The 21,381-nt window shown below is 54.3% G+C and carries 14 protein-coding genes; 9 read left to right on the top strand and 5 right to left on the bottom strand.

Features of this window, described 5'->3' with window-relative positions:
• Positions 1 to 386 precede the first annotated feature (386 nt).
• Positions 387 to 2,033: a chaperonin GroEL gene (groL, locus tag C9J03_RS22610; RefSeq protein WP_044622064.1), complete on the bottom strand. Its 1,647-nt coding sequence runs from the start codon at positions 2,031 to 2,033 to the stop codon at positions 387 to 389.
• A gap of 41 nt (positions 2,034 to 2,074) precedes the next feature.
• Positions 2,075 to 2,365 carry a co-chaperone GroES gene (locus C9J03_RS22615; protein ID WP_036832752.1) on the bottom strand — a complete coding sequence of 97 codons (291 nt, stop codon included), beginning with the start codon at positions 2,363 to 2,365 and terminating at the stop codon, positions 2,075 to 2,077.
• Between the two features lie 208 nt (positions 2,366 to 2,573).
• Here C9J03_RS22615 and C9J03_RS22620 point away from each other — a divergent pair, with 208 nt between their 5' ends.
• Entirely contained in the window at positions 2,574 to 3,965 is a 1,392-nt protein-coding gene (locus tag C9J03_RS22620) for an MATE family efflux transporter (protein ID WP_044622065.1), read from the top strand.
• Between the two features lie 108 nt (positions 3,966 to 4,073).
• Here the strand turns inward: C9J03_RS22620 and C9J03_RS22625 are convergent, their stop codons facing one another.
• Complete coding sequence (locus tag C9J03_RS22625; RefSeq protein WP_044622066.1) at positions 4,074 to 4,628, bottom strand: FxsA family protein; 555 nt, start codon at positions 4,626 to 4,628, stop codon at positions 4,074 to 4,076.
• A 459-nt stretch (positions 4,629 to 5,087) separates the two neighbouring features.
• Between C9J03_RS22625 and aspA the strand changes: the two genes are divergently transcribed.
• The 7 genes from aspA (at position 5,088) to C9J03_RS22660 (ending at position 14,502) form a co-directional block, all read left to right on the top strand.
• Positions 5,088 to 6,551: an aspartate ammonia-lyase gene (aspA, locus tag C9J03_RS22630; protein WP_044622067.1), complete on the top strand. Its 1,464-nt coding sequence runs from the start codon at positions 5,088 to 5,090 to the stop codon at positions 6,549 to 6,551.
• A 103-nt stretch (positions 6,552 to 6,654) separates the two neighbouring features.
• On the top strand, positions 6,655 to 7,962 hold the full coding sequence (locus C9J03_RS22635) for an anaerobic C4-dicarboxylate transporter (protein WP_039459785.1): 1,308 nt from the start codon (positions 6,655 to 6,657) through the stop codon (positions 7,960 to 7,962).
• 554 nt (positions 7,963 to 8,516) lie between these two features.
• The gene (locus C9J03_RS22640; protein ID WP_231580694.1) at positions 8,517 to 9,422 is read left to right on the top strand and encodes a LysR family transcriptional regulator; all 906 of its coding nucleotides are present in this window, start codon (positions 8,517 to 8,519) and stop codon (positions 9,420 to 9,422) included.
• A 130-nt stretch (positions 9,423 to 9,552) separates the two neighbouring features.
• Positions 9,553 to 11,415 carry a protein-disulfide reductase DsbD gene (locus C9J03_RS22645; RefSeq protein ID WP_044622069.1) on the top strand — a complete coding sequence of 621 codons (1,863 nt, stop codon included), beginning with the start codon at positions 9,553 to 9,555 and terminating at the stop codon, positions 11,413 to 11,415.
• Positions 11,416 to 11,675: 260 nt separating this feature from the next.
• Positions 11,676 to 12,311 (top strand): response regulator transcription factor, encoded by a 636-nt coding sequence (locus C9J03_RS22650; RefSeq protein ID WP_044622070.1) that lies wholly within the window; start codon positions 11,676 to 11,678, stop codon positions 12,309 to 12,311.
• A gap of 209 nt (positions 12,312 to 12,520) precedes the next feature.
• The gene (locus tag C9J03_RS22655) at positions 12,521 to 12,787 is read left to right on the top strand and encodes a DUF4212 domain-containing protein (protein ID WP_039458659.1); all 267 of its coding nucleotides are present in this window, start codon (positions 12,521 to 12,523) and stop codon (positions 12,785 to 12,787) included.
• A gap of 11 nt (positions 12,788 to 12,798) precedes the next feature.
• Entirely contained in the window at positions 12,799 to 14,502 is a 1,704-nt protein-coding gene (locus tag C9J03_RS22660; RefSeq protein WP_039458662.1) for a sodium:solute symporter family protein, read from the top strand.
• A gap of 58 nt (positions 14,503 to 14,560) precedes the next feature.
• Here the strand turns inward: C9J03_RS22660 and C9J03_RS22665 are convergent, their stop codons facing one another.
• Positions 14,561 to 18,034 carry a hybrid sensor histidine kinase/response regulator gene (locus C9J03_RS22665; protein WP_044622071.1) on the bottom strand — a complete coding sequence of 1,158 codons (3,474 nt, stop codon included), beginning with the start codon at positions 18,032 to 18,034 and terminating at the stop codon, positions 14,561 to 14,563.
• 134 nt (positions 18,035 to 18,168) lie between these two features.
• Positions 18,169 to 19,353 carry a 3-phenylpropionate MFS transporter gene (locus C9J03_RS22670; protein WP_044622072.1) on the bottom strand — a complete coding sequence of 395 codons (1,185 nt, stop codon included), beginning with the start codon at positions 19,351 to 19,353 and terminating at the stop codon, positions 18,169 to 18,171.
• A 204-nt stretch (positions 19,354 to 19,557) separates the two neighbouring features.
• On the opposite strand from C9J03_RS22670, the gene C9J03_RS22675 reads away from it, so the two are divergent.
• Positions 19,558 to 21,360, top strand: coding sequence for a putative nucleotidyltransferase substrate binding domain-containing protein (locus C9J03_RS22675; RefSeq protein ID WP_044622073.1), 1,803 nt, complete (start codon positions 19,558 to 19,560; stop codon positions 21,358 to 21,360).
• Positions 21,361 to 21,381 lie beyond the last annotated feature (21 nt).

The raw sequence follows: 21,381 nt of genomic DNA on the forward strand, positions 1-21,381 counted from the left end.
CTAGGCTACAACTTGCTACAAAGTTGGTCTTATCAACTCAAAATTAATGAGAGTAAGACAATACGAATACAAGCTTTAGTCGGATGACCGTTATTATTGATGGGTTTCTTGCTTTTCGTAGGCAATAGAGTACCTACTTCCGAGAAAGAAGTTTTTGAGAGGATGCTCAAGATAGGCTCTTGAACACTTTGGGATTAAACGAGCCAGTTGGACTGGCTCGTTCAATTAGTGGTGATTTCTCACCGGGTGTAAATTATCGAGGAGCTCTTGGGAAGAGCGTTGCCGTTACATCCTCGTGGAGCAAACTAGAGTGGTTATATATAAACAATATTTCCACTCACCTTGGCACTGTATGCCAAGGAACGGTCAGCGCGACGCTTGTCGCACTACATCATACCGCCCATGCCACCCATGCCGCCCATGCCGCCCATATCAGGCATTGCAGGAGCGTCTTTCTGTGGTAGGTCTGTTACCATCGCTTCAGTAGTGATCATCAGGCCAGCAACAGAAGCCGCGAACTGCAGCGCAGAACGGGTGACTTTTGTTGGGTCTAGGATACCCATTTCAATCATGTCGCCGTATTCGCCAGTCGCAGCGTTGTAGCCGTAGTTACCTTCACCCGCTTTCACGTTGTTTGCCACTACAGACTCTTCGTCGCCGGCGTTCTTGGTGATTTGACGGATAGGCGCTTCCATGGCACGTAGTGCAACACGGATACCTACGTTCTGCTCTTCGTTGTCACCCTGTAGGTCTACAACTTTAGATGCCGCACGGATAAGGGCAACACCACCACCAGCCACTACGCCTTCTTCTACCGCAGCACGGGTTGCGTGCAGGGCATCTTCAACGCGGTCTTTCTTCTCTTTCATTTCAACTTCAGTCGCAGCACCGACTTTGATCACTGCAACACCGCCTGCTAGCTTAGCAACGCGCTCTTGTAGTTTCTCTTTGTCGTAGTCTGAAGTGGCTTCTTCGATTTGCTGGCGGATTTGAGCAACGCGGCCGGCAATCATTTCTTCTTCGCCAGTACCGTCGATGATAGTGGTGTTTTCTTTAGTGATAGAAATACGTTTTGCCTGACCAAGATCTTCAAGCTGAACTTTTTCTAGCTCAAGGCCGATTTCTTCAGAAATCACTGTACCAGCAGTTAGTACCGCGATGTCTTGTAGCATGGCTTTACGGCGGTCACCGAAACCAGGTGCTTTAACCGCAGCGACTTTCACGATACCGCGCATGTTGTTCACAACTAGCGTTGCCAGTGCTTCACCTTCAACGTCTTCTGCAATGATAAGCAGTGGACGAGACGCCTTAGCTACACCTTCAAGTGCTGGTAGCAGCTCGCGGATATTCGATACTTTCTTGTCGATTAGCAGGATGAATGGGTTTTCCAGATCAACGCTGCCCGCTTCCTGGTTGTTGATGAAGTAAGGAGACAGATAGCCACGGTCGAACTGCATACCTTCAACTACGTCTAGCTCATCGTGTAGCGCCTGGCCTTCTTCAACCGTGATAACGCCATCACGGCCTACTTTTTCCATCGCTTCAGCAATGATGTTACCCACAGTCGCGTCAGAGTTAGCAGAGATAGTACCAACCTGAGCAATCGCTTTGGTGTCTGCACATGGCACAGACAGCGCTTTTAGCTCTTCAACCGCAGCAACAACGGCTTTGTCGATACCGCGCTTCAGATCCATTGGGTTCATGCCCGCAGCCACGGCTTTAAGGCCTTCGTTGACGATAGCTTGCGCCAGAACGGTTGCCGTTGTAGTACCGTCACCCGCCGCGTCGTTCGCTTGCGAAGCCACTTCTTTAACCATTTGTGCGCCCATGTTCTGGAACTTGTCTTCCAGCTCAATTTCACGCGCAACTGATACACCATCTTTAGTGATAGTCGGAGCACCGAATGACTTGTCCAGTACCACGTTACGGCCTTTAGGGCCCAGGGTTACTTTTACTGCGTCAGCCAGAACGTTGACACCTTCTAGCATTTTGATACGTGCGTCGTTACCAAATTTAACGTCTTTTGCAGCCATGTCTTTCTTCCTTTCTTAATTCTATATTCGAGGTGAACGGATTATTCAACGATTGCCATGATGTCGTTTTCAGACATGATCAGGACTTCTTTACCGTCGATCTTTTCAGTCTTCGTGCCGTAGCCTTCAGCAAAGATCACAGTATCACCAACTTTAACGTCCAACGGCTGAACCGTGCCGTTCTCTAGAATGCGGCCATTGCCTACAGCCAGTACTTTACCGCGAGTTGATTTTTCAGCAGCAGAGCCTGTTAGCACGATGCCACCAGCAGACTTAGATTCAACTTCTTGGCGCTCAACGATAACTCGGTCATGTAAAGGACGAATGTTCATCGGTCGTCTCTCCTGATTTTGGTAATATCCATACGATTAACAAAGTAAATGGAAAGGCCATTTACTTTTTCTGATACATAGACATGTTGGGTCTTTTTTTGAGAACCCAAGCCCTGCGACGCTATTTTTTCAAAATTTTCTGACAGTTTTTTTGCCCGATCACACTCTTTGCATTAGGGTAGGCGGGCATTCTTTTCCCGAGACGACCATGGCAGATCACAACAAGCCAGAGATAACCAAGGCTGGCGACAGCCGGCCGGACAAGCACGGGCTGCTGTCCGAGCCTATCCCAGATGTACTTAAGCGCCTGACCGTACCGATGATTTTCGGCATGGTGGCGATTTTGATGTTCAACCTGGTCGATACTTTTTTTATATCCCTGCTCGGTACCGAAGCGCTGGCAGCAGTAAGCTTTACCTTCCCGATCACTTTTGCCATTAACTGCATCACCATGGGGATCAGTGTCGGCATCTCCACCAGCATCGGTCGCCTGCTCGGTAGCGGCGATACCCGCAGCGCAGCCCGGCTGACCACCCACGGCCTGCTGCTGGCGGTGATGATGATGGTGTTAGCCTCTACCCTGGGCGTGCTGACTATCGAGCCGCTGTTCAGCCTGATAGGCGCGCGGGCGGACTTGCTGCCTATCATCAGCGATTATATGTCTATCTGGTACTTGGCGATCCCACTGCTGGTGATCCCAATGGCAGGCAACAGTGCCATCCGCGCTACCGGCGATGCCAAAACCCCGGCCAAGATCATGATCCTTGCTGGCGCGATCAACGGCGCGCTGGATCCCTTATTGATCTTCGGTATTGGACCGTTTCCTGAACTCGGAGTGAAAGGCGCTGCTATTGCCAGCGGGATCAGCTGGGCCTTTGCCCTAGCCGGCTCGCTCCATGTGCTTATCAAACGCGAGAAGCTGGTCGCGCCACCACAGTTATCTCGCCTAGTAGGCGACTGGCGCCAAATCCTGCAAATAGGTACCCCGGCCGGGCTATCCAACGCCCTCAACCCGCTATCAGGCGCCTTGCTAATGGCACTGCTGGCTATCCAGGGCACGGCGTCGGTCGCCGCCTACGGGGCGGCAATGCGGATCGAGTCGATTCTAATCACCGTGATGATGGCGCTGGGATCGGCACTGATGCCGTTCATGGCACAAAATCTCGGGGCCGATAAACCCCAGCGCGCGTTTGCCGCTTTGTTTACCGCCATGCGCTTTGCCATCCTATTTCAGTTGCTGATCTTTATTATGATGGTACCGCTGAGTTGGCCACTGTCTTCGCTGTTCAGCCAAGACCCGGCGGTTCAGTCACAGCTGTGGCACTATCTAGTGTTGGTCCCGGCCAGCTATGGCCTGCAAGCGGTCTGCATGCTATTGATCAGTGCCCTCAACGCCATGCACCGCCCGGTTGATGCCCTGATCTGGAACCTGCTGCGCCTGTTTGCCCTGCTGCTACCGCTGGCTTGGCTGGGCAGTACCCTTCACGGCACCAAAGGCCTATTTGTCGGTATTGCCGTGGCCAATGCAGTGAGCGGATTGACTGCCTACCTGTATGCAGTTCGGCTGCGTCGGCGCTGGCATGCAGAACCCATTTCCTAGTTCACTTTGTAGCGCATTTACATGCCGCAACAAATATGAACAGCATTAACAAAAAAAGACAGCCGAGGCTGTCTTTTTTATGTCTATTATTGCTATGCGTTATCGCGCTTAATGAAGACGTGGTGAGTCGTCGTCATTCTTCTTGTCGTCTTTGCGTTCGAACTCGCCGTCAAACACATCACCACCCTGCTGGCGATCTTGCTCACTACCACTAAACGGGTCACGTTGCTGGTTGAACGGGTCATGTTGTTCGAACCCTTGGCCCGGACCGAAGCCAGCACTGAATCCGGCACCGGATGACACCCCGTGCACCTTGACCCGGCTCATCAATTGCTTGGCCAGCCAGGCACGCGGGCCCGGCAGCAGTACCGCCATGCCCATGGCATCGGTCATGAATCCCGGGGTCAGCAGCAACACGCCCGATACCGCCAGCATCACCCCTTCTACGATTTGCTGGGCAGGCAACTCACCTTGCTGCAACCGATTTTGCACCGACATCAGCGTGGCAATACCCTGGCTGCGGACCAACGAAGCCCCCACTACCGCCGTGACCAGCACCAGCCCCATGGTCGGCCACAGGCCGAGGAAGCCGCCGACCTGGATGAACAGCGCTATTTCAACAATCGGCACAACGATAAACAAAAAAAGTAAAATCGGAAACACGGTTTTCCCCTTGCTGGTGAGCAATAATGAGAGCCTGAGTGTGGCACGTTTTGACCACACCACAAAATATCTCTCGCTTCTAGATAATATTGGGAGCTGATAGGCGTTTTTCAACTCTTTTCTGTGGGGTTTCAGTGTAACGATTGATTACAATAAGACGACTGCGGTTGATCCAACACTGATTTCACATTTTGTCATATTTGGTCATCTTTAATCATAAAGCACAGAATAGTTATTAACAGTATTTGTGAGCAAGATCTCATTCCTGTGCAAATGTTTTCAGTCCATTTAAAAAAGTGATCTGGGTTATGTTTTTACCCCTAAAGGGGAGTATTATCGGCAGCAGACAATAGGTGTCAGGTACGATCATCTAGCCAAACTCTCTGCGGAATGGATTCTAAAGTTTCAGAATTGGCTCAATATTTGAATTTAATTAGCAGATTCCACTAAGGCTACGTCATGTCTCAGATGATTGATCTAGAAAAAAATGAAGCAATGGCAAACAACGTTGCTACTCGTATCGAAGAAGATCTACTAGGCGAACGCCAAGTTCCAGCCGACGCTTACTGGGGTATCCACACCCTACGCGCAGTAGAAAACTTCAATATCTCTAACACGACTATCTCTGACGTTCCAGAGTTCGTTCGCGGTATGGTTTTCACCAAGAAAGCAGCGGCAATGGCGAACAAAGAGCTGGGCGTGATCCCATCAGAAGTGGGCGAATACATCATCAAGGCGTGTGATGTGATCCTTGAAACAGGTAAGTGCATGGATCAATTCCCGTCAGATGTTTACCAGGGCGGTGCCGGTACTTCTGTCAACATGAACACCAACGAAGTTATTGCCAACCTTGCTCTTGAGCTAATGGGCAAAGAAAAAGGCGAATATGACATCGTTAACCCGAACGACCACGTTAACAAGTCTCAGTCTACTAACTGTGCTTACCCTACTGGTTTCCGTGTAGCGGTATACAACAGCATCATGACTATGCTTGAAGCACTTGAGTACCTGAAAGGTGCTTTCGATGCGAAAGACAAAGAGTTCGCTAATGTACTGAAAATGGGCCGTACCCAGCTTCAGGACGCAGTACCTATGACTGTAGGTCAGGAATTCCACGCGTTCGGCGTACTTATCAAAGAAGAAATCAAGAACCTTCAGTACACCGCTCAGCTACTTCTAGAAGTTAACCTAGGTGCCACAGCTATCGGTACAGGCCTTAACGCGGCGACAGGTTACCAGGAGCTGGCCGTTCAGCGTCTAGCTGAAGTAACTGGCCTACCATGTGTACCAGCAGAAGACCTAATCGAAGCAACCTCTGACTGTGGTGCTTACGTCATGGTTCACGGTGCACTTAAGCGTACCGCGGTTAAACTGTCTAAGATCTGTAACGACCTGCGCCTTCTTTCTTCAGGTCCTCGTGCTGGTCTTAACGAAATTAACCTACCAGAAATGCAAGCTGGCTCTTCTATCATGCCAGCAAAAGTAAACCCAGTTGTGCCAGAAGTGGTTAACCAGGTTTGCTTCAAAGTCATCGGTAACGATACAACCATCACTTTCGCGGCAGAAGCGGGCCAGCTACAGCTGAACGTTATGGAGCCAGTGATCGGCCAGGCACTGTTCGAGTCTATCGACATCCTGAAGAATGCGTGTATCAACCTACGTGACAAGTGTATCGACGGCATCACAGTGAACAAAGAAGTCTGTGAAAGCTTCGTGTTCAACTCTATCGGTATCGTTACTTACCTAAACCCATTCATTGGCCACCACGAAGGTGACATCGTAGGTAAGATCTGTGCTGAAACTGGTAAGAGCGTCCGTGAAGTCGTTCTAGAGCGTGGCCTTCTAACTGAAGAGCAGCTAGACGACATCTTCTCGGTACAGAACCTGATGCACCCAGAATACAAGGCTAAGCGTTACAACTAAGTCTTAACCAAGAAACAACCCGGCGGATTTTCAGGATGAGGATCCGCCTTTTTTGCTACAGATTTCCCCCTTTTATTTTTTAACTTTAAGACAGGACAATCATATGGTTGGTGTAGAACTATTAGTCGTTCTCGCGTTCATTTTCTTGGGCGCCCGAATTGGTGGTATTGGTATTGGTCTGGCAGGTGGCGCCGGTGTTATCGTGCTTTCCCTGCTGTTGGGTATGCCAACAAGCCAAAGCTATATCCCAATTGACGTAATCCTTATCATCATGTCTGTTATCACTGCGATCGCTGCTATGCAGGTTGCCGGTGGTATGGACTGGCTGGTTGAACTAGCCGAAAACTTCCTGCGTAAGAACCCTAAGCGTATTACTTTCTACGCACCTATCGTGACTTACCTGATGACCCTAATGGCAGGTACTGGTCACACGGCGTTCTCAACGCTTCCAGTTATCGCTGAAGTAGCTAAAGAGCAAGGTATCCGTCCTTCGCGTCCGCTATCTATCGCTGTTGTTGCTTCTCAAATCGCGATCACCGCATCGCCTATCTCCGCAGCGGTTGTCTTCTTCTCTGGCATTCTAGAACCGCTCGGAGTGGGCTACCTAACCCTGCTGGCTATCTGTATCCCAACAACCTTCATTGCTTGTATGGTGGGTGCATTCGTCGCTAACTTCCTAGGCTGTGAGCTAAAAGATGACGTTGTTTACCAAGAGCGTCTGGAAAAAGGCCTGATCAAGCTACAGGGTTCAACCAAGCGTGAAATCCCAGCGTCAGCGAAGAAAGCCACCTTCATCTTCTTGGGTGCAATCCTGATCGTTGTTGCTTACGCTGCAGCTATCTCAAGCTCTGTTGGCCTGATCGAGAACCCAGCGCTTGGTCGTAACGAAGCGATCATGACCTTCATGCTAGCGGCAGCAGCGGCTATCGTGTTCACTACCGGTATCGATGCAGCGAAAATCCCAGCGGCTCCAACATTCCGCTCAGGTATGACTGCATGTGTGTGTGTACTGGGTGTGGCATGGCTTGGTTCTACGTTCGTTAACGGCCACGTTGACGGCATCAAAGAAGTGGCAGGCTCTCTACTGAGCGACTACCCATGGATGCTAGCACTGGTTCTGTTCTTTGCTTCTATGCTGCTTTACTCTCAGGGCGCAACCACTACCGCGCTAATGCCTGCTGCATTGGCTATCGGTGTTGCTCCGCTGACCGCTATCGCTTCTTTCGCGGCAGTAAGTGCGCTATTCGTACTACCGACTTACCCAACGCTACTTGCAGCCGTTGAGATGGATGACACAGGCTCTACCCGTATCGGTAACCTAGTCTTCAACCACCCATTCTTCATCCCGGGTGTGGTAACTATCGCAACGTCTGTGGCGCTAGGTTTCGTATTCGGTGGCATCATCCTGTAATTAAGGATAATTGCTCCCTATCAAGGTCGCCTACGGGCGGCCTTTTTTATTGGCTTGAGGCTTGAGGCTTGAGGCTTGAGGCTTGAGGCTTGAGGCTTGAGGCTTGAGGCTTGAGGCTTGAGGCTTGAGGCTTGAGGCTTGAGGCTTGAGGCAGAAAGTAAATAGTTACTTACGCTGACACGCAATAGATTCGCTAACAATGCGTCACTTTGCAGTGAATAGATTTAGGTATACGAAAGCAACTCGGCACCAATAGCCAAGACAAATGATATAAATAACAATATGCGATGTTTGGTTCAGGGTTTGAACCGAGAAGAAGCGTTAGAATGGTAATTAATGTCTCCGCCCCGTCCTAGGGCGAAGACTCAGAGCAGATACGGATTCCCGACGTATTTGCTCATTCCGGTAGTGACGTCAATCCCAACATCCCGACCGGATTCATGTCTCATTTTGCTACAGAGCAGGCCAAGACAGGAAAGCCTGCCCGCTAATAGTAGCCATTGAGGCCACTTGGTGATAGAGGTAAAAGTGTTATGCAGCGATGCAAAAATGGTATGAAGCTAGATGACCTGCGCACCCTGATAGCGATTGCCCAACACGGAAGTTTCAGAGCAGCCGCCAGTGCATTAGATATTCCCCCCACCACCCTGAGCCGGCGGCTCCAGCGGTTGGAAGATACCCTCGGCAGCCAATTGGTGATCCGAGACAGCCGCAATGTGTCGCTGACCCCGCTCGGCCGGGACTACTTCGAACGGTGCCAGCCGCTGCTGGCACAACTCGAGTCCGCGACTGCCGAGTTACACGACAGCAGCCACAACCAACCACAGGGCGCGCTGCGTGTCTCTGCACCGGTCGGCCTGCTGACCTACCGGCTGATGCCGCTGTTCAACCAGTTCCTGGCCCAATACCCAGAGATCACCCTGTCGCTGACCCACCTGTCCAACCAGCACCATGACTACAGCCCTGAACAGTACGACGTAGTCTTCCGGGTCGGCCAGCAGCCGGATTCCAGTTTCGCCGCCGCCAATATCGGCGAGTCGCAGCGGGTGCTAGTCGCCAGCCCGGCCTACCTCGCCAGCCAAGGCGCACCGGCCCATCCCGACGAGCTCAACGACCATGCCCGCCTCGCCAGCGTGCCAGAATTCGAGTGGGCACTAACTAACAAGCGAAATAGTCAGGAAACCATCTGGATTAACTCCCCGGTCAGAATGGCGATTGCCGATCTCAATAGCATCAAGCAAGCCGCCATCCAAGGCTTGGGGATTGCCAGCCTGCCCAACTATGTGGTGGCCGACGCCTTTTCCTCCGGGCAACTCTCGCCCATGATGGAAAGCTGGTACTCGCCACCACGCCCGATATACATGCTCTACCAGCGCTTGGGCTATGTTCCCGCCCACATCCAGATCTTCACCGATTTCATGCGTGATGCACTCGGGCACACTCAACAAGCAACCAAGTGAAACCAAACACTGATTAACTCGGTCTGACAGAGTATAGTTACTTTACGGCGCACGATTTCACTGCGCCAAACTTGCTATTCTTTCCCTGCCACCCTATTTGGCCGGGCAACTCATCGACGAGCCAGAATCTATGACACGATTACGACAACAACTCCATCGCGCGGCAGGTCGGTTAGCTTCAGCTTGGAGCCTGTCGCTACTGGCCTTGCTCAGCCTGCTGGTGCTCAGCCTCCCCGCCTCAGCGTTCAAGTTGACAGGCTTTAACAGCGCCCCCAACACCTTTGTGACCGTCGATGAAGCCTTCCGCTTCAACTTCACCCAGCAGGGAGACCGGGTCTACCTCGACTGGCAGATCAAACCCGGTTACTACCTCTACCAGCACCAGCTCTCGGTGAGCTCGGACGCGGCCTCGCTTGGCCGCATCGACATCCCTGCCGGCAAACCCTACCACGATGAGTTCTTCGGTGAGGTCAACATCTACACCGAGCCGCTGACCCTGACCGTCCCCGTGCAGCAAGCCAACGACAACGATACCCTGACCGTGCGCTACCAGGGCTGTGCCGAAGCCGGCTTCTGCTACCCGCCGGAGATCCGCCAAGTGCCGCTCAGCGCTGTCGCCGCGGGCGCGAACACAGCCCTGCAGGTGCCAGCAAGCCAGCCGGCCGCCTCGGTAGCCGACGAAAACATAGTAAGTACTGACTCCTCACCGGCAACCGTCGCACCTGTGTCAACGCAGGACAGGCTCGCCAGCGATTTGGCTGAGCGGTGGTGGACGCCGCTGGTGTTCCTGGCATTGGGGATCGGTCTGGCCTTCACCCCCTGCGTGCTACCGATGTACCCGATCCTGAGCGGTATCGTGCTTGGCAACGGCCAGCTCAGCCACGGCCGCGCCTTCCGCCTCGCCTTTATCTACGTCCAGGGCATGGCGCTGACCTATACCCTGCTCGGCTTGGTGGTTGCCTCTGCCGGGATGCAGTTCCAAGCCGCCCTGCAGCACCCGTATATCCTGATCGGCCTGAGTGTGCTGTTCGTAACGCTGGCAATGTCGATGTTCGGCATGTACACCCTGCAACTGCCGAGCAGCATCCAAACCTGGCTCAACGGCCTGAGCAACAAGCAGCAAGGCGGTAGCTCTGGCGGCGTGTTCGCCATGGGGGCGATCTCCGGGCTGGTCTGCTCGCCATGCACCACCGCGCCGCTGTCCGGCGCCCTGATCTATGTTGCCCAGAGCGGCGACTTGCTGACCGGGGCCGTGACCCTTTACGCCCTAGCTATCGGTATGGGGATCCCGCTGATCCTCGCTGCGATGTTCGGCAACAAGCTGCTGCCCAAAGCCGGTAACTGGATGAACCATGTCAAAACCTTCTTCGGTTTTGTCCTGCTGGCGGTGCCGCTGTTCCTGCTTGAACGTATCTTGCCAGGCTACCTGATGCCCTACCTGTGGTCGCTGCTCGGTATTGCCGCCTTTGGCTGGCTCTACCATGTCAAAAATACCCTGGCGGTATCGTGGCGCAGCAGCACCCTGGCGGTCGTGGCGATTGTCGGCTTGTTTATCTCGGTCCAGCCGCTCTACCTCATGCTAAAAGGCTCCACGGCGCGCATGGCCACGGAGCAGGCCGTCAGCGTCGAATTCAAGCGCGTCAGCAGTATCGATGATCTGACTCTGGCGCTTGAAGAAGCCAAAGCCCAGCAACGGCCGGTGATGCTGGATTTCTACGCCGACTGGTGCGTGGCCTGCAAGGAATTCGAGAAGTACACTTTCCATGATCCGGCCGTGGCCAAACAGCTCGGTCACTTCATCCTGCTGCAGGCCGACGTCACCCAGAGCTCGCCGGCCGATATCGAGCTATTGCAAGCCATGGATGTGCTCGGCTTGCCGACCCTGGATTTCTGGGACAGCAATGGCAACCGGATGGAGGGCGCACGCCTGACCGGCTTTATGAAGGCCGAGCCTTTCCTTGCCCACCTGGTCAACCACCAGCTGACCCGTTAAGCGTGTCTGGCTAACGAGCCCTGTTGGCGATGCGGTTTTTGCTACCGGAGACCGCATCTCACCCCCTACCCCATCATATCGCAGGTACCATCCTCCGCCAGCTTACCCCTCCGATTTCACCACTCTCTCTCCCGCTATTGCTGCGCCGGTTGCACAACACTGACACACTGGTCTGATCCAGTTCAGATCTTGAGTGTTAACAAATTGATCTACTCTCAAGGCAGTGATAGCGTTATTAAAAACAACAAGATGTGATTGCCATGGACGCCCAGTACACGATAGTGATTGCCGATGACCACCCGCTGTTCCGTAATGCACTGTTTCAATCCGTGCATATGGCGTTCAGCGGGGCCAACCTGCTCGAAGCCGACTCGCTCGACAGCCTGCTCACCCTGCTCGATAAAGAAGACGATGTCGACCTGCTCCTGCTCGATCTCAAGATGCCCGGAGCCAACGGCATGTCGGGACTGATCCAGCTCCGCAGCCAATACCCTGATCTGCCGATCGTGGTAATTTCCGCCAGCGAAGAGGCCAGCGTGATCCGTCAGGTGCGCAGCCACGGCGCATTTGGCTTTATCCCCAAGTCCAGTGATATGCGGGCGCTGATCAGTTCGCTCAACCAGGTGCTTGATGGCGAGCCGGTGTTCCCGGAAGGGCTAGGAGAAGACAACGAAGAGTTGAGCGAGCTGACCGATAAAATCGCGGCCCTCACCCCACAGCAATACAAGGTATTGGGGATGCTCTCCGACGGCCTGCTCAACAAGCAGATCGCCTATGAACTCAATGTCTCCGAAGCCACGATAAAAGCCCATATGACCGCCATTTTCCGCAAGCTCGGGGTCAAGAACCGCACCCAGGCAGTCATTTTGCTGCAGCAAATGGATATCAACCCGTAATTTATTCATTGCCCCGTTAGACTTTCGGCTAACGTAACATTTTCTCAACATCCTCAATTTCCGCCTGAGTTCACAAAATCGCTGCCAAGTCAGCGATTTTGCCGTTTTCCGCTCGACTAAAGTTGCACTGTTTCCTTAGCCATTCATTGCTATTGTCAACACGTAACATTTCATTAACGTGATTTATGACGACGTGAAAGGAGAAGGCAATGGCGTTCGAATCAACAGAACATGCTCAAGCCTACTGGAAGGAAAACTTGGGAATTATGGGCGCGCTGCTGGCCATCTGGTTTGTAGTGTCTTACTGCGCAGGGATCTTATTTGTCGATGCGCTCAACACCATTCAACTGGGCGGTTTCAAGCTTGGGTTTTGGTTCGCTCAACAAGGGTCAATCTATACCTTTGTTGCCCTGATTTTTGTCTATGTAGCGCGTATGAATGCGCTCGACAAGAAATACAACGTACAGGAAGACTAGGGGTTTAGAACATGGATATTCAAACTTGGACGTTTATTCTCGTCGGCATCACATTCGCACTGTACATCGGTATCGCTGTCTGGGCCCGCGCCGGGTCTACCAGTGAATTCTACGTCGCCGGAGGCGGTGTCCATCCTGTCGCCAACGGCATGGCGACCGCGGCAGACTGGATGTCGGCGGCCTCATTTATCTCGATGGCCGGTATTATCTCATTCGTCGGTTACGACGGTGCGGTATACCTGATGGGCTGGACCGGGGGCTACGTGCTGCTGGCACTTTGCCTGGCACCTTACCTGCGTAAATTTGGCCAGTTCACCGTGCCTGATTTCATCGGTGAGCGCTACTACTCCAAAACCGCGCGTATGGTGGCGGTCTTCTGTGCCATCTTCGTTTCCTTTACCTATGTCGCGGGTCAGATGCGTGGGGTGGGCGTGGTGTTCTCCCGTTTCCTCGAGGTGGATATCAACCTGGGTATCATCATCGGTATGGGGATTGTGTTCTTCTACGCCGTACTGGGTGGCATGAAAGGCATCACTTATACGCAGGTTGCTCAATTCTGTGTGCTCATTTTCGCCTTCCTTGTCCCGGCTATCTTCACCTCAATCATGATGACCGGCAATCCGTTCCCGCAAATTGGTATGGGGTCGACCATCTCGGGCACCGACGTCTATCTGTTGGATAAACTCGATGGCTTAACCGAAGAGCTCGGATTTACCGCCTATACCGAAGGTAACAAGAGCATGGTGGATGTCTTCTTCATCTGTGCCGCCCTGATGGTCGGTACTGCAGGCCTGCCGCACGTTATCATCCGTTTCTTCACCGTGCCTAAAGTGCGTGATGCTCGTATCTCTGCTGGCTGGGCACTGCTGTTTATCTCTTTGCTATACACCACAGCACCGGGTGTGGCCGCGTTTGCCCGTGTCAACATGATTGAGACCATCAATGGTCCGGACATGCAGGGGGTTGCTGCGGCAGATGCACCAAGCTGGTATAAAAACTGGGAAAGTACTGGCCTAGTCGGCTGGGAAGACAAGAACGGCGACGGCAAGATGTTCTACTCGGGCGATGAGCGCAACGAGATGACCATTAACCGTGACATCATCGTACTGGCTTCTCCCGAGCTGGCGAAACTACCGAACTGGGTGGTTGCCTTACTGGCAGCCGGTGGTCTGGCAGCAGCGCTATCGACTGCGGCAGGTCTGCTACTGGTGATCTCGACCTCGATATCCCATGACTTGCTGAAAAAAGGCTTCAAGCCCAATATGACCGACAAACAGGAGCTGCTCGCCGCCCGTGTCGCTGCCATTGTCGCCATCGTGGGGGCAGGTTACCTGGGTATCAATCCGCCGGGCTTCGTGGCACAGGTTGTGGCCTTCGCCTTCGGCTTGGCAGCCGCTTCCTTCTTCCCAGCGATTATCCTGGGTATCTTCTACAAGAAAATGAACAAGGAAGGGGCGATTGCCGGTATGCTGACAGGTATTGCCTTCACCGCCAGCTACATCATTTACTTCAAGTTCATTAACCCAGCGGCAAGCACCCCTGAAAACTGGTGGTTCGGTATCAGCCCTGAGGGTATCGGTACACTAGGTATGTGTGTGAACTTCGTAGTCTCGATTGTCGTGAACAAGTTCACCGCTGAAGTACCGAAAGACGTGCAGGATATGGTGGAGTCCATCCGCTATCCGAAAGGTGCCGGTGCTGCGCACGATCACTAATCAAACGTCCTGAAAAGCAAATAAAAACGGAACCTTCATGGCTCCGTTTTTTCTTTTCCTACATTTTAGCGCTCGCCTTCTGGTGCTGGTTAAGCAGCGCCCTCAGCTTAAGCGGTTTGACCGGCTTGCTGATAAAACTAAAACCGTGCCCCTCAATCATCGCCTTGGTCTCCTCGGTTCTATCGGCACTGATCACCGCACCACGGAAACACTTACCGAGTTTCAGGGTGCACTGCTGCAAGACCTGCAAGCCGGTTTCACCTCCGGTGAGATGGTAATCGCTCAAGACAAAATCGGGCTGCCAGCCATCGGCCAACTGCTGCATCGCGGCGGTGACCGTTTCGGCCAGGCGGGTTTCGCAGCCCCAGCGAGCCAGCAAGGTTTCCATCCCCAGCAAAATATCCGGCTCGTTATCGACGCACAGCACTTTGAGCTCAGCCAGTGGGGCTGGGGGCTTGTCTGTCGCCACCGGTTTCTTCGCCGCCTTGGCCTCAACCAACACCCCCCGGCGTACCCCGAGGGAAAACACCGTGCCCTTGCCCGGCCATGAACGCAGAGACAAGGTATGCTCCAACACCCGGCTGATCCCGCGGGCAATGGCAAGGCCCAGCCCCAGACCGTGATCGACCCCGCTGCGTTCGATACGGGTAAATTCATCGAAAATATGAGCTTGTTTCTCCTCGGGGATACCCGGGCCGTTGTCCCATACCTCGACCTGAAGCTCACTACCACGGCGGCGAACGCCCAGCACCACCTTACCCTTCGGGTTATAGCGAAACGCATTGGTGAGAAAGTTCTGCAGTGCCCGGCGCAACAATTTGGGGTCTGAATGGATCACCGCATTACAGGGCACGACCTCGAACGTGATCTCCTGCTCGCGGGCCAAGGCGCCAAACTCGGCACTCAGGGTATCAAGCACCTCACAGATCCGGAACGCATGGACATTGACCTGCAGCTTGCCGGACTCCAACCGTGACACATCCAGCAAATCGCCAATCAAATCTTCCGCCGCGCCGAGCGCACTCTCGATATGGCGGGCCAACTTGGCAGCTTCTTGTTCTTTCGCGACTTCCGCCAGCGAGGAAGAAAACAACCTGGCGGCATTGAGCGGCTGCATCAAGTCATGACTCACCGCAGCCAAAAACCGCCCTTTGGAATGGGCCTGAAGCTCTGCCTGCTGAGTGGCACTGACCAATTGACGGTTAAGACGCTCAAGCTCACTGGTTCGTTGCCTGACCCGCTCTTCCAGGGTTTCATTGGCTTCCTGCAAGGCTTTCTCGGCATTGCGGAACTCGGTGATATCGGTAAAGCTCATCACAAAACCACCACCGGGCATCGGGTTGCCCTGTACCTCAATCACCTGGCCATCGGGACGGATGCGCGAAGAGGTATGTGCCGTGCCGCGCTGCAGGTGCTCGACCCGCTTGGCGACATGGCTTTCCGGATCGCCCGGGCCGCACAGCCCCAGTTCGGCATTGTGGCGGATCACATCGGCAATCGGCCTGCCGACCTGGATCAAGCCTGGCGGGAAGGTAAACAGTTCGGTATAACGCTGATTCCAGGCCACCAGCCGCAGCTGCTTGTCGACCACGGCAATGCCCTGGCTGATATGCTCAATTGCCCCCTGCAGCAGACCGCGGCTGAAATCAAACAGCTCTGAGGCTTCATCGACAATCGTCGCCACCTCCTCCAGTTGCATTTTGCGTCCCTGTAACGCCGATGTCAGGACCAAGCGGGCAGAAGAAGCCCCGAACACCCCCGCCAATACCCGTTCGGTATGGCGGATCAGGGTGGAAGGTGCTTGCTGCTGCGGCAGGAGGGCTTCATGGCGCTGCTCACCAAACTGACGGAAGGCATGACGAATACGCTTGCGACCAACAAACCTCGCCGCCAGCATCTCCAACTCGGCCACGGTTACCCGGGTCTGGTACAAACTGCTGTCACCACTCTCCGGCAGCGGCGCACCGACAAACGAGGCCGCCTGCAGTCTTTCTGTCAGGGTTGAACGAGAAAGTAAGGACACACTAACATAAAGACCGATATTAACCAGCAGGCTCAGCAGCATGCCCCAGTCAACACTGGACAGCTCGCCAAGCAGCGGCCAGTTCGGCGGTGCGAGCAGCCACAGCAAGATATTGGTCTGCGCCGTACCTGCCAGCATATTGGTCTGGCCCATCATGGTCACCCCCCAAATGGCGATGCCGCCGAGCAGGCCTGCATAGACACCATTGCGGTTACCTTCGCGCCAATAAATCCCGCCGAGCAGCGCCGGGGCAAACTGGGCAATCGCCGCGAATGACAGCAAGCCAATGGCCGACAGCGATGGGATTTCGCCCAATATCTGGTAGAAGCCCCATGCCGCCAACAACAGAAGCAAGATCAAACCACGGCGGATATTGAGCAGGATCCCCGAAAAGGCGTGGTGGTTACGGCCGGAGATACGCATACGGCGAAGCAGCATCGGCAGCACCAGATCGTTCGAGACCATAATCGCAAGAGCGATGGTCGAGACAATCACCATCCCGCTCGCGGCCGAGGTTCCGCCGAGGAAGGCCAGCAAGGCGATGCCTTCAGCGCCATGCAGCAGCGGCAAGTTAATCACATAGGTATCGGCGGCGATATGGGGCAGCCAAACCTGCCCGGCCAGCGCCAGCGGAATGACAAAAATCCCCATCAGCAGCAAGTAGCCTGGGAACACCCAGCGTGCCCGGTGCAAGTCCTGCGCTCTTTCGTTCTCGACCACCGTGGTATGGAACTGGCGCGGCAGACAGATAATAGCAGCCATGGTGAACAAGGTATGGATCAGCAAACTGCCGACATGAGGGGCCACCGGTTGGATCAACTCGCGGCTGGCCGCTGTCAGATCCGGAATATCAAACAGCAATACAACCGCGAACACCCCGACCACCAAAAACGCCACCAGCTTGATAATGGATTCGAACGCGACCGCCATCATCATGCCACGGTGGTGCTCGGTACTGTCGATATGGCGGGTCCCGAACAACACGGTAAAGACCGCCAACGCCAGCGTTACCACCCAGGCCGTATCGACGGAGTGATTCCCACCGCGAACACCCACATCCTGGCCCAGTCCCGGTGCAACCAACTCCAGCCCCATGGTGATCCCACGCAGCTGCAGGGCGATATACGGTAATATCCCGACAACGGCAATCAGCGTGACCAATACCGCAAGGCCTTGCGATTTACCGTAACGGGCCGCAATAAAGTCAGCAATGGAAGTGATATGTTCGCGCTTGGCAATCAGTATTAGCCTAGCGAGTACCCGCCAGAAGAAAGTGAACACCAAAATCGGTGCAATATAGATTGGAAGGAAGGACCAGATATTCTGGCTGGCTTGGCCAACCGTGCCGTAGAAGGTCCAGGAAGTACAATACACGGCAATCGACAGGCAGTAAATCCACGGCCGCCAGCGTGACATCCACTGTTTTTTTCGGTCTCCGTACCAAGCTATCCAGAACAACAGCCCCAGATAAGCCAAAGTGACCGGCACGACAATCCATCCCTGTGCCATGTGTTATCTCCAACTAATTGATAATACCCAAATGATTTGAATATATTGTGAGCACCAGTGTAACCAAACCACCGGCACTCACCAATCAGCAGGATCACAGTTCTTGGTTGCAGCGTGCTACAACCAAGCCCGGATTACTGGTTATCGGCCACTTCACCCGCTTGGGCAAACTGGCATCTAGCCTTGGGCTCGACTTTCATCAGCAGCGCCGGGATCCCCATCGCCGCCATCAGCCAGAAGATATTGGCTCCCCAAAGGCCGTACAACCAGCCGCTCAACGCGGTCATCAGGGCCATGAAAGCGCCCATCGGCAAGGCGTTATACAATGCCTGCAAGGCAACCATCTGGTTGCTCTGTGCTTTCTGGATATAACGGATAGTGGCCAGGTGACAAGCGGCGAACGTCACACCGTGCAGGGCCTGAGCTGCGATCAGCAAAGGTAATTCGGTCATACTGGCAGTGATCCCCCAGCGGATCAGTACGCCGACAGCGGCCAGGCGGAACATCCCCGCCACTGACCAACCGGCAAAAAGGCGTTTGCTCATGGCAAATACCGCCACTTCCGCCACCACCGAGAAGCTCCACAGATAACCAATCACATCTTCGCTGTAGCCGACTTCCTTCCAGTAAATAGCACTGAAACTGTAGTAGGCGGCATGGCTACCCTGCAGCAAGGCAATAATGGTCAGGAAACGAAGTACCGCCGGATCACGCAAGAGCTGCATCAGTGCCGGACGCGGCTGGTCGTGGCTACCCGGCTCAGAAACTGGCAGGATAGTCGGCTGGCGCATCCCCAGCAGTAGAGACCCGACCAAACCCGCGGCCGCCACCCAAGGGATCACATCCGGGCTGTACTGTGCCGCCAATAATCCCACCACGGTAGAGCCAGCAATAAAGGCAATCGAGCCCCACAGGCGGGTTCGACCATAGTCGAGGTGGCCTTCTTTGGCGTAGTGGTTAGCCAAGGCATCAGAGAGCGGAACAATCGGCCCGACCATCATGTTATAAATCACTGTTATGATGGTAAGTGCCCACAAACTTCCGCCACAATAGATATAGGCAATACAGCTGATCAACGCCGCCAAACTAAAGCCGCGCAGGGCAGGAATAAGATGCTCGACTTTATGGATACGCGGGGTAAGCACCAGATTAGCCAAGCAACGGACACCAAAGCCCAGTCCCAGCAACAGGCCAATATTGGAGGCACTGACCTCAAGGTACGCCAACCACAACGCCCAGAACGGAAGATAAACACCATAATTAAAGAAAAACCCCAGCAGGTACTGCGAGGTCCAACCGTAAGGGCTACTACGAAACATGCCTTGTCCTATCGTACTGAAAATAATCTGGGCGTTATTATGCCTTTAATGGAACATCGCCCCAATGAAATTCTCCCCCCTTTTTCTTTCCCCCATTTCGCCCCTGCTGCCCACCCTTTTTACCGATAGTAGACTAAAGTCGTCTGGAGCTTTTGCGCCATCAGGCAGACACTGCATACAGTGCCAATCGTTCCGGAGAGCGCCATGTCAGACAGCTTTGATACCTCCCTGCCCCCTTTTGACCGCCTCAGCAGCGCGCAGCAGCAGCGTCTGATCGACTCGCTCGATGTAGCCTATTACCGCCACGGGGATATCCTGATCGAAGCCGGCAAACCGAGCGAGCAGCTTTACATCATCATCAAAGGAAGCGTCGAGGAAAGTGCCGCTGACGGCCGTGAAATCTATGCCCATTACACCAGCGATGATCTGTTCGATGTCCGCTCCCAGCTGGAATCTTGTTGCCGCCACCGCTATACCGCGCTAGAAGATACCTTGTGCTACCTGCTTCCCAAGCCGCTGTTTCTCGATCTCTACCGCAGCAACAGTCAGTTTGCCGCCTACTTCGATACCAGCCTGGCCCGCCGCCAGCAGTTGCTGGAAGAGGCGCAGCGCCAGCAGAACTTGGCTGAATTCATCCTGACTCGGGTCGACAACAGCAATATCCAACCTTGCCTGATCCTGCCGCGCAGCTGTGATTTGCACGCCGCGACAGTGAAACTGCAGCAGCAGGGCATGGATGCCGCCTTGGTCGAAGCCGGTGACACACAGCCCTACGGCATAATTACCCGCACCAATTTGCTCCATGCGGTGATGCTGGACAATCTGCCAGCCACCACCGCGATTGGCGAGGTGGCCACCAGCCCGGTAGTCAGCATCAGCAAGGGCGACTACCTGTTCAATGCGATGCTGGCGATGACCCGGCACAAGGTAAAGCGGGTATCCGTCACCGACGGCGAAGCACTGGTGGGCATGCTGGATCTCACCCAGGTGCTGAGCCTATTTTCCACCCATTCCCATGTCCTGACATTGCGGATCGCCCGCGCGACAACGGTCGAGGAGCTCTCGCTGGCGGCCAGCAGCCAATCACGGCTGGTGGCGACCCTGTTCAACAACGGCATCCATACCCGTTTCGTGATGGAGCTGATCGCGGCGGTCAATGAGCAAATTATCGAAAAAGCCTTCCGCCTGGTGGTGCCGCAGGCACTGCAGAACCACTGCTGCTTAGTCGTTATGGGCTCGGAAGGGCGCGGCGAGCAAATTCTCAAGACCGACCAGGACAATGCCCTGATCATCGAAGACGGTGTCGAATGGCCGGGGCTGGGTGACACCATGGAAGCCCTGACCCACACCCTGCACCAGCTGGGCTACCCGCTCTGCCCGGGCAAGGTGATGGTCAATAACCCCAAATGGGTCAAACACCAAAGTGAGTGGTTACATACCCTAAAAGACTTTGCCCGCAAGGGAACCGAGAATGAAATGATGGACTTGGCGATCCTCGCCGACAGCCATGCCGTCGCCGGCAACCCCGAACTGCTACGCCCTATCAAACAACAACTGCATCAGCAAATGGCCGAGCAGGAATTACTGCTGGCCACCTTCACCCGCCCCGCCATGCGCTTTAGCGTCCCGCTATCCTTGTTCGGCAAGTTGAAATCCGGCAAGGATGGGCTGGATATCAAGCGTGGCGGTATTTTCCCGATTGTGCACGGTGTGAGGGCGCTGGCGCTGGAGCACGGTATCGAGGACAACAACACCTTCACCCGCCTCGAGCAGCTGGCACAGCACAAGGTATTGGAAACAGAGACCGCCTCCAACCTCAGCGAGGCGCTGAAGCTGTTCATCAAATTGCGGCTGCGCCAGCAGCTGGATATTCCTGCCGGTGGCTTGCAACAGCACCTCAATGTCGAGCGGCTCAACCGTGCCGACCGTGACTTGCTGCGCCATAGCCTGCATGTGGTGAAAAAATTCAAGGAATGGCTCGGGTACCACTACCAGATCCGTGATTAGCACCGGCCAAGGAGCAGAATG

The sequence above is a fragment of the Photobacterium gaetbulicola genome (genome assembly GCF_003025515.1).
GTDB classification, from domain to species: Bacteria; Pseudomonadota; Gammaproteobacteria; order Enterobacterales; family Vibrionaceae; genus Photobacterium; species Photobacterium gaetbulicola.

What these genes read in the sequence shown, in the direction of transcription:
- C9J03_RS22675 (WP_044622073.1), top strand. Translation starts at nt 19,558, where the DNA reads ATGTCAGACAGCTTTGATACCTCCCTGCCCCCTTTTGACCGCCTCAGC.
- C9J03_RS22635 (WP_039459785.1), top strand. Translation starts at nt 6,655, where the DNA reads ATGGTTGGTGTAGAACTATTAGTCGTTCTCGCGTTCATTTTCTTGGGC.
- C9J03_RS22665 (WP_044622071.1), bottom strand. Translation starts at nt 18,034, where the DNA reads ATGGCACAGGGATGGATTGTCGTGCCGGTCACTTTGGCTTATCTGGGG.
- C9J03_RS22620 (WP_044622065.1), top strand. Translation starts at nt 2,574, where the DNA reads ATGGCAGATCACAACAAGCCAGAGATAACCAAGGCTGGCGACAGCCGG.
- C9J03_RS22615 (WP_036832752.1), bottom strand. Translation starts at nt 2,365, where the DNA reads ATGAACATTCGTCCTTTACATGACCGAGTTATCGTTGAGCGCCAAGAA.
- C9J03_RS22670 (WP_044622072.1), bottom strand. Translation starts at nt 19,353, where the DNA reads ATGTTTCGTAGTAGCCCTTACGGTTGGACCTCGCAGTACCTGCTGGGG.
- C9J03_RS22655 (WP_039458659.1), top strand. Translation starts at nt 12,521, where the DNA reads ATGGCGTTCGAATCAACAGAACATGCTCAAGCCTACTGGAAGGAAAAC.
- C9J03_RS22660 (WP_039458662.1), top strand. Translation starts at nt 12,799, where the DNA reads ATGGATATTCAAACTTGGACGTTTATTCTCGTCGGCATCACATTCGCA.
- C9J03_RS22640 (WP_231580694.1), top strand. Translation starts at nt 8,517, where the DNA reads ATGAAGCTAGATGACCTGCGCACCCTGATAGCGATTGCCCAACACGGA.
- groL (WP_044622064.1), bottom strand. Translation starts at nt 2,033, where the DNA reads ATGGCTGCAAAAGACGTTAAATTTGGTAACGACGCACGTATCAAAATG.
- aspA (WP_044622067.1), top strand. Translation starts at nt 5,088, where the DNA reads ATGTCTCAGATGATTGATCTAGAAAAAAATGAAGCAATGGCAAACAAC.
- C9J03_RS22645 (WP_044622069.1), top strand. Translation starts at nt 9,553, where the DNA reads ATGACACGATTACGACAACAACTCCATCGCGCGGCAGGTCGGTTAGCT.
- C9J03_RS22650 (WP_044622070.1), top strand. Translation starts at nt 11,676, where the DNA reads ATGGACGCCCAGTACACGATAGTGATTGCCGATGACCACCCGCTGTTC.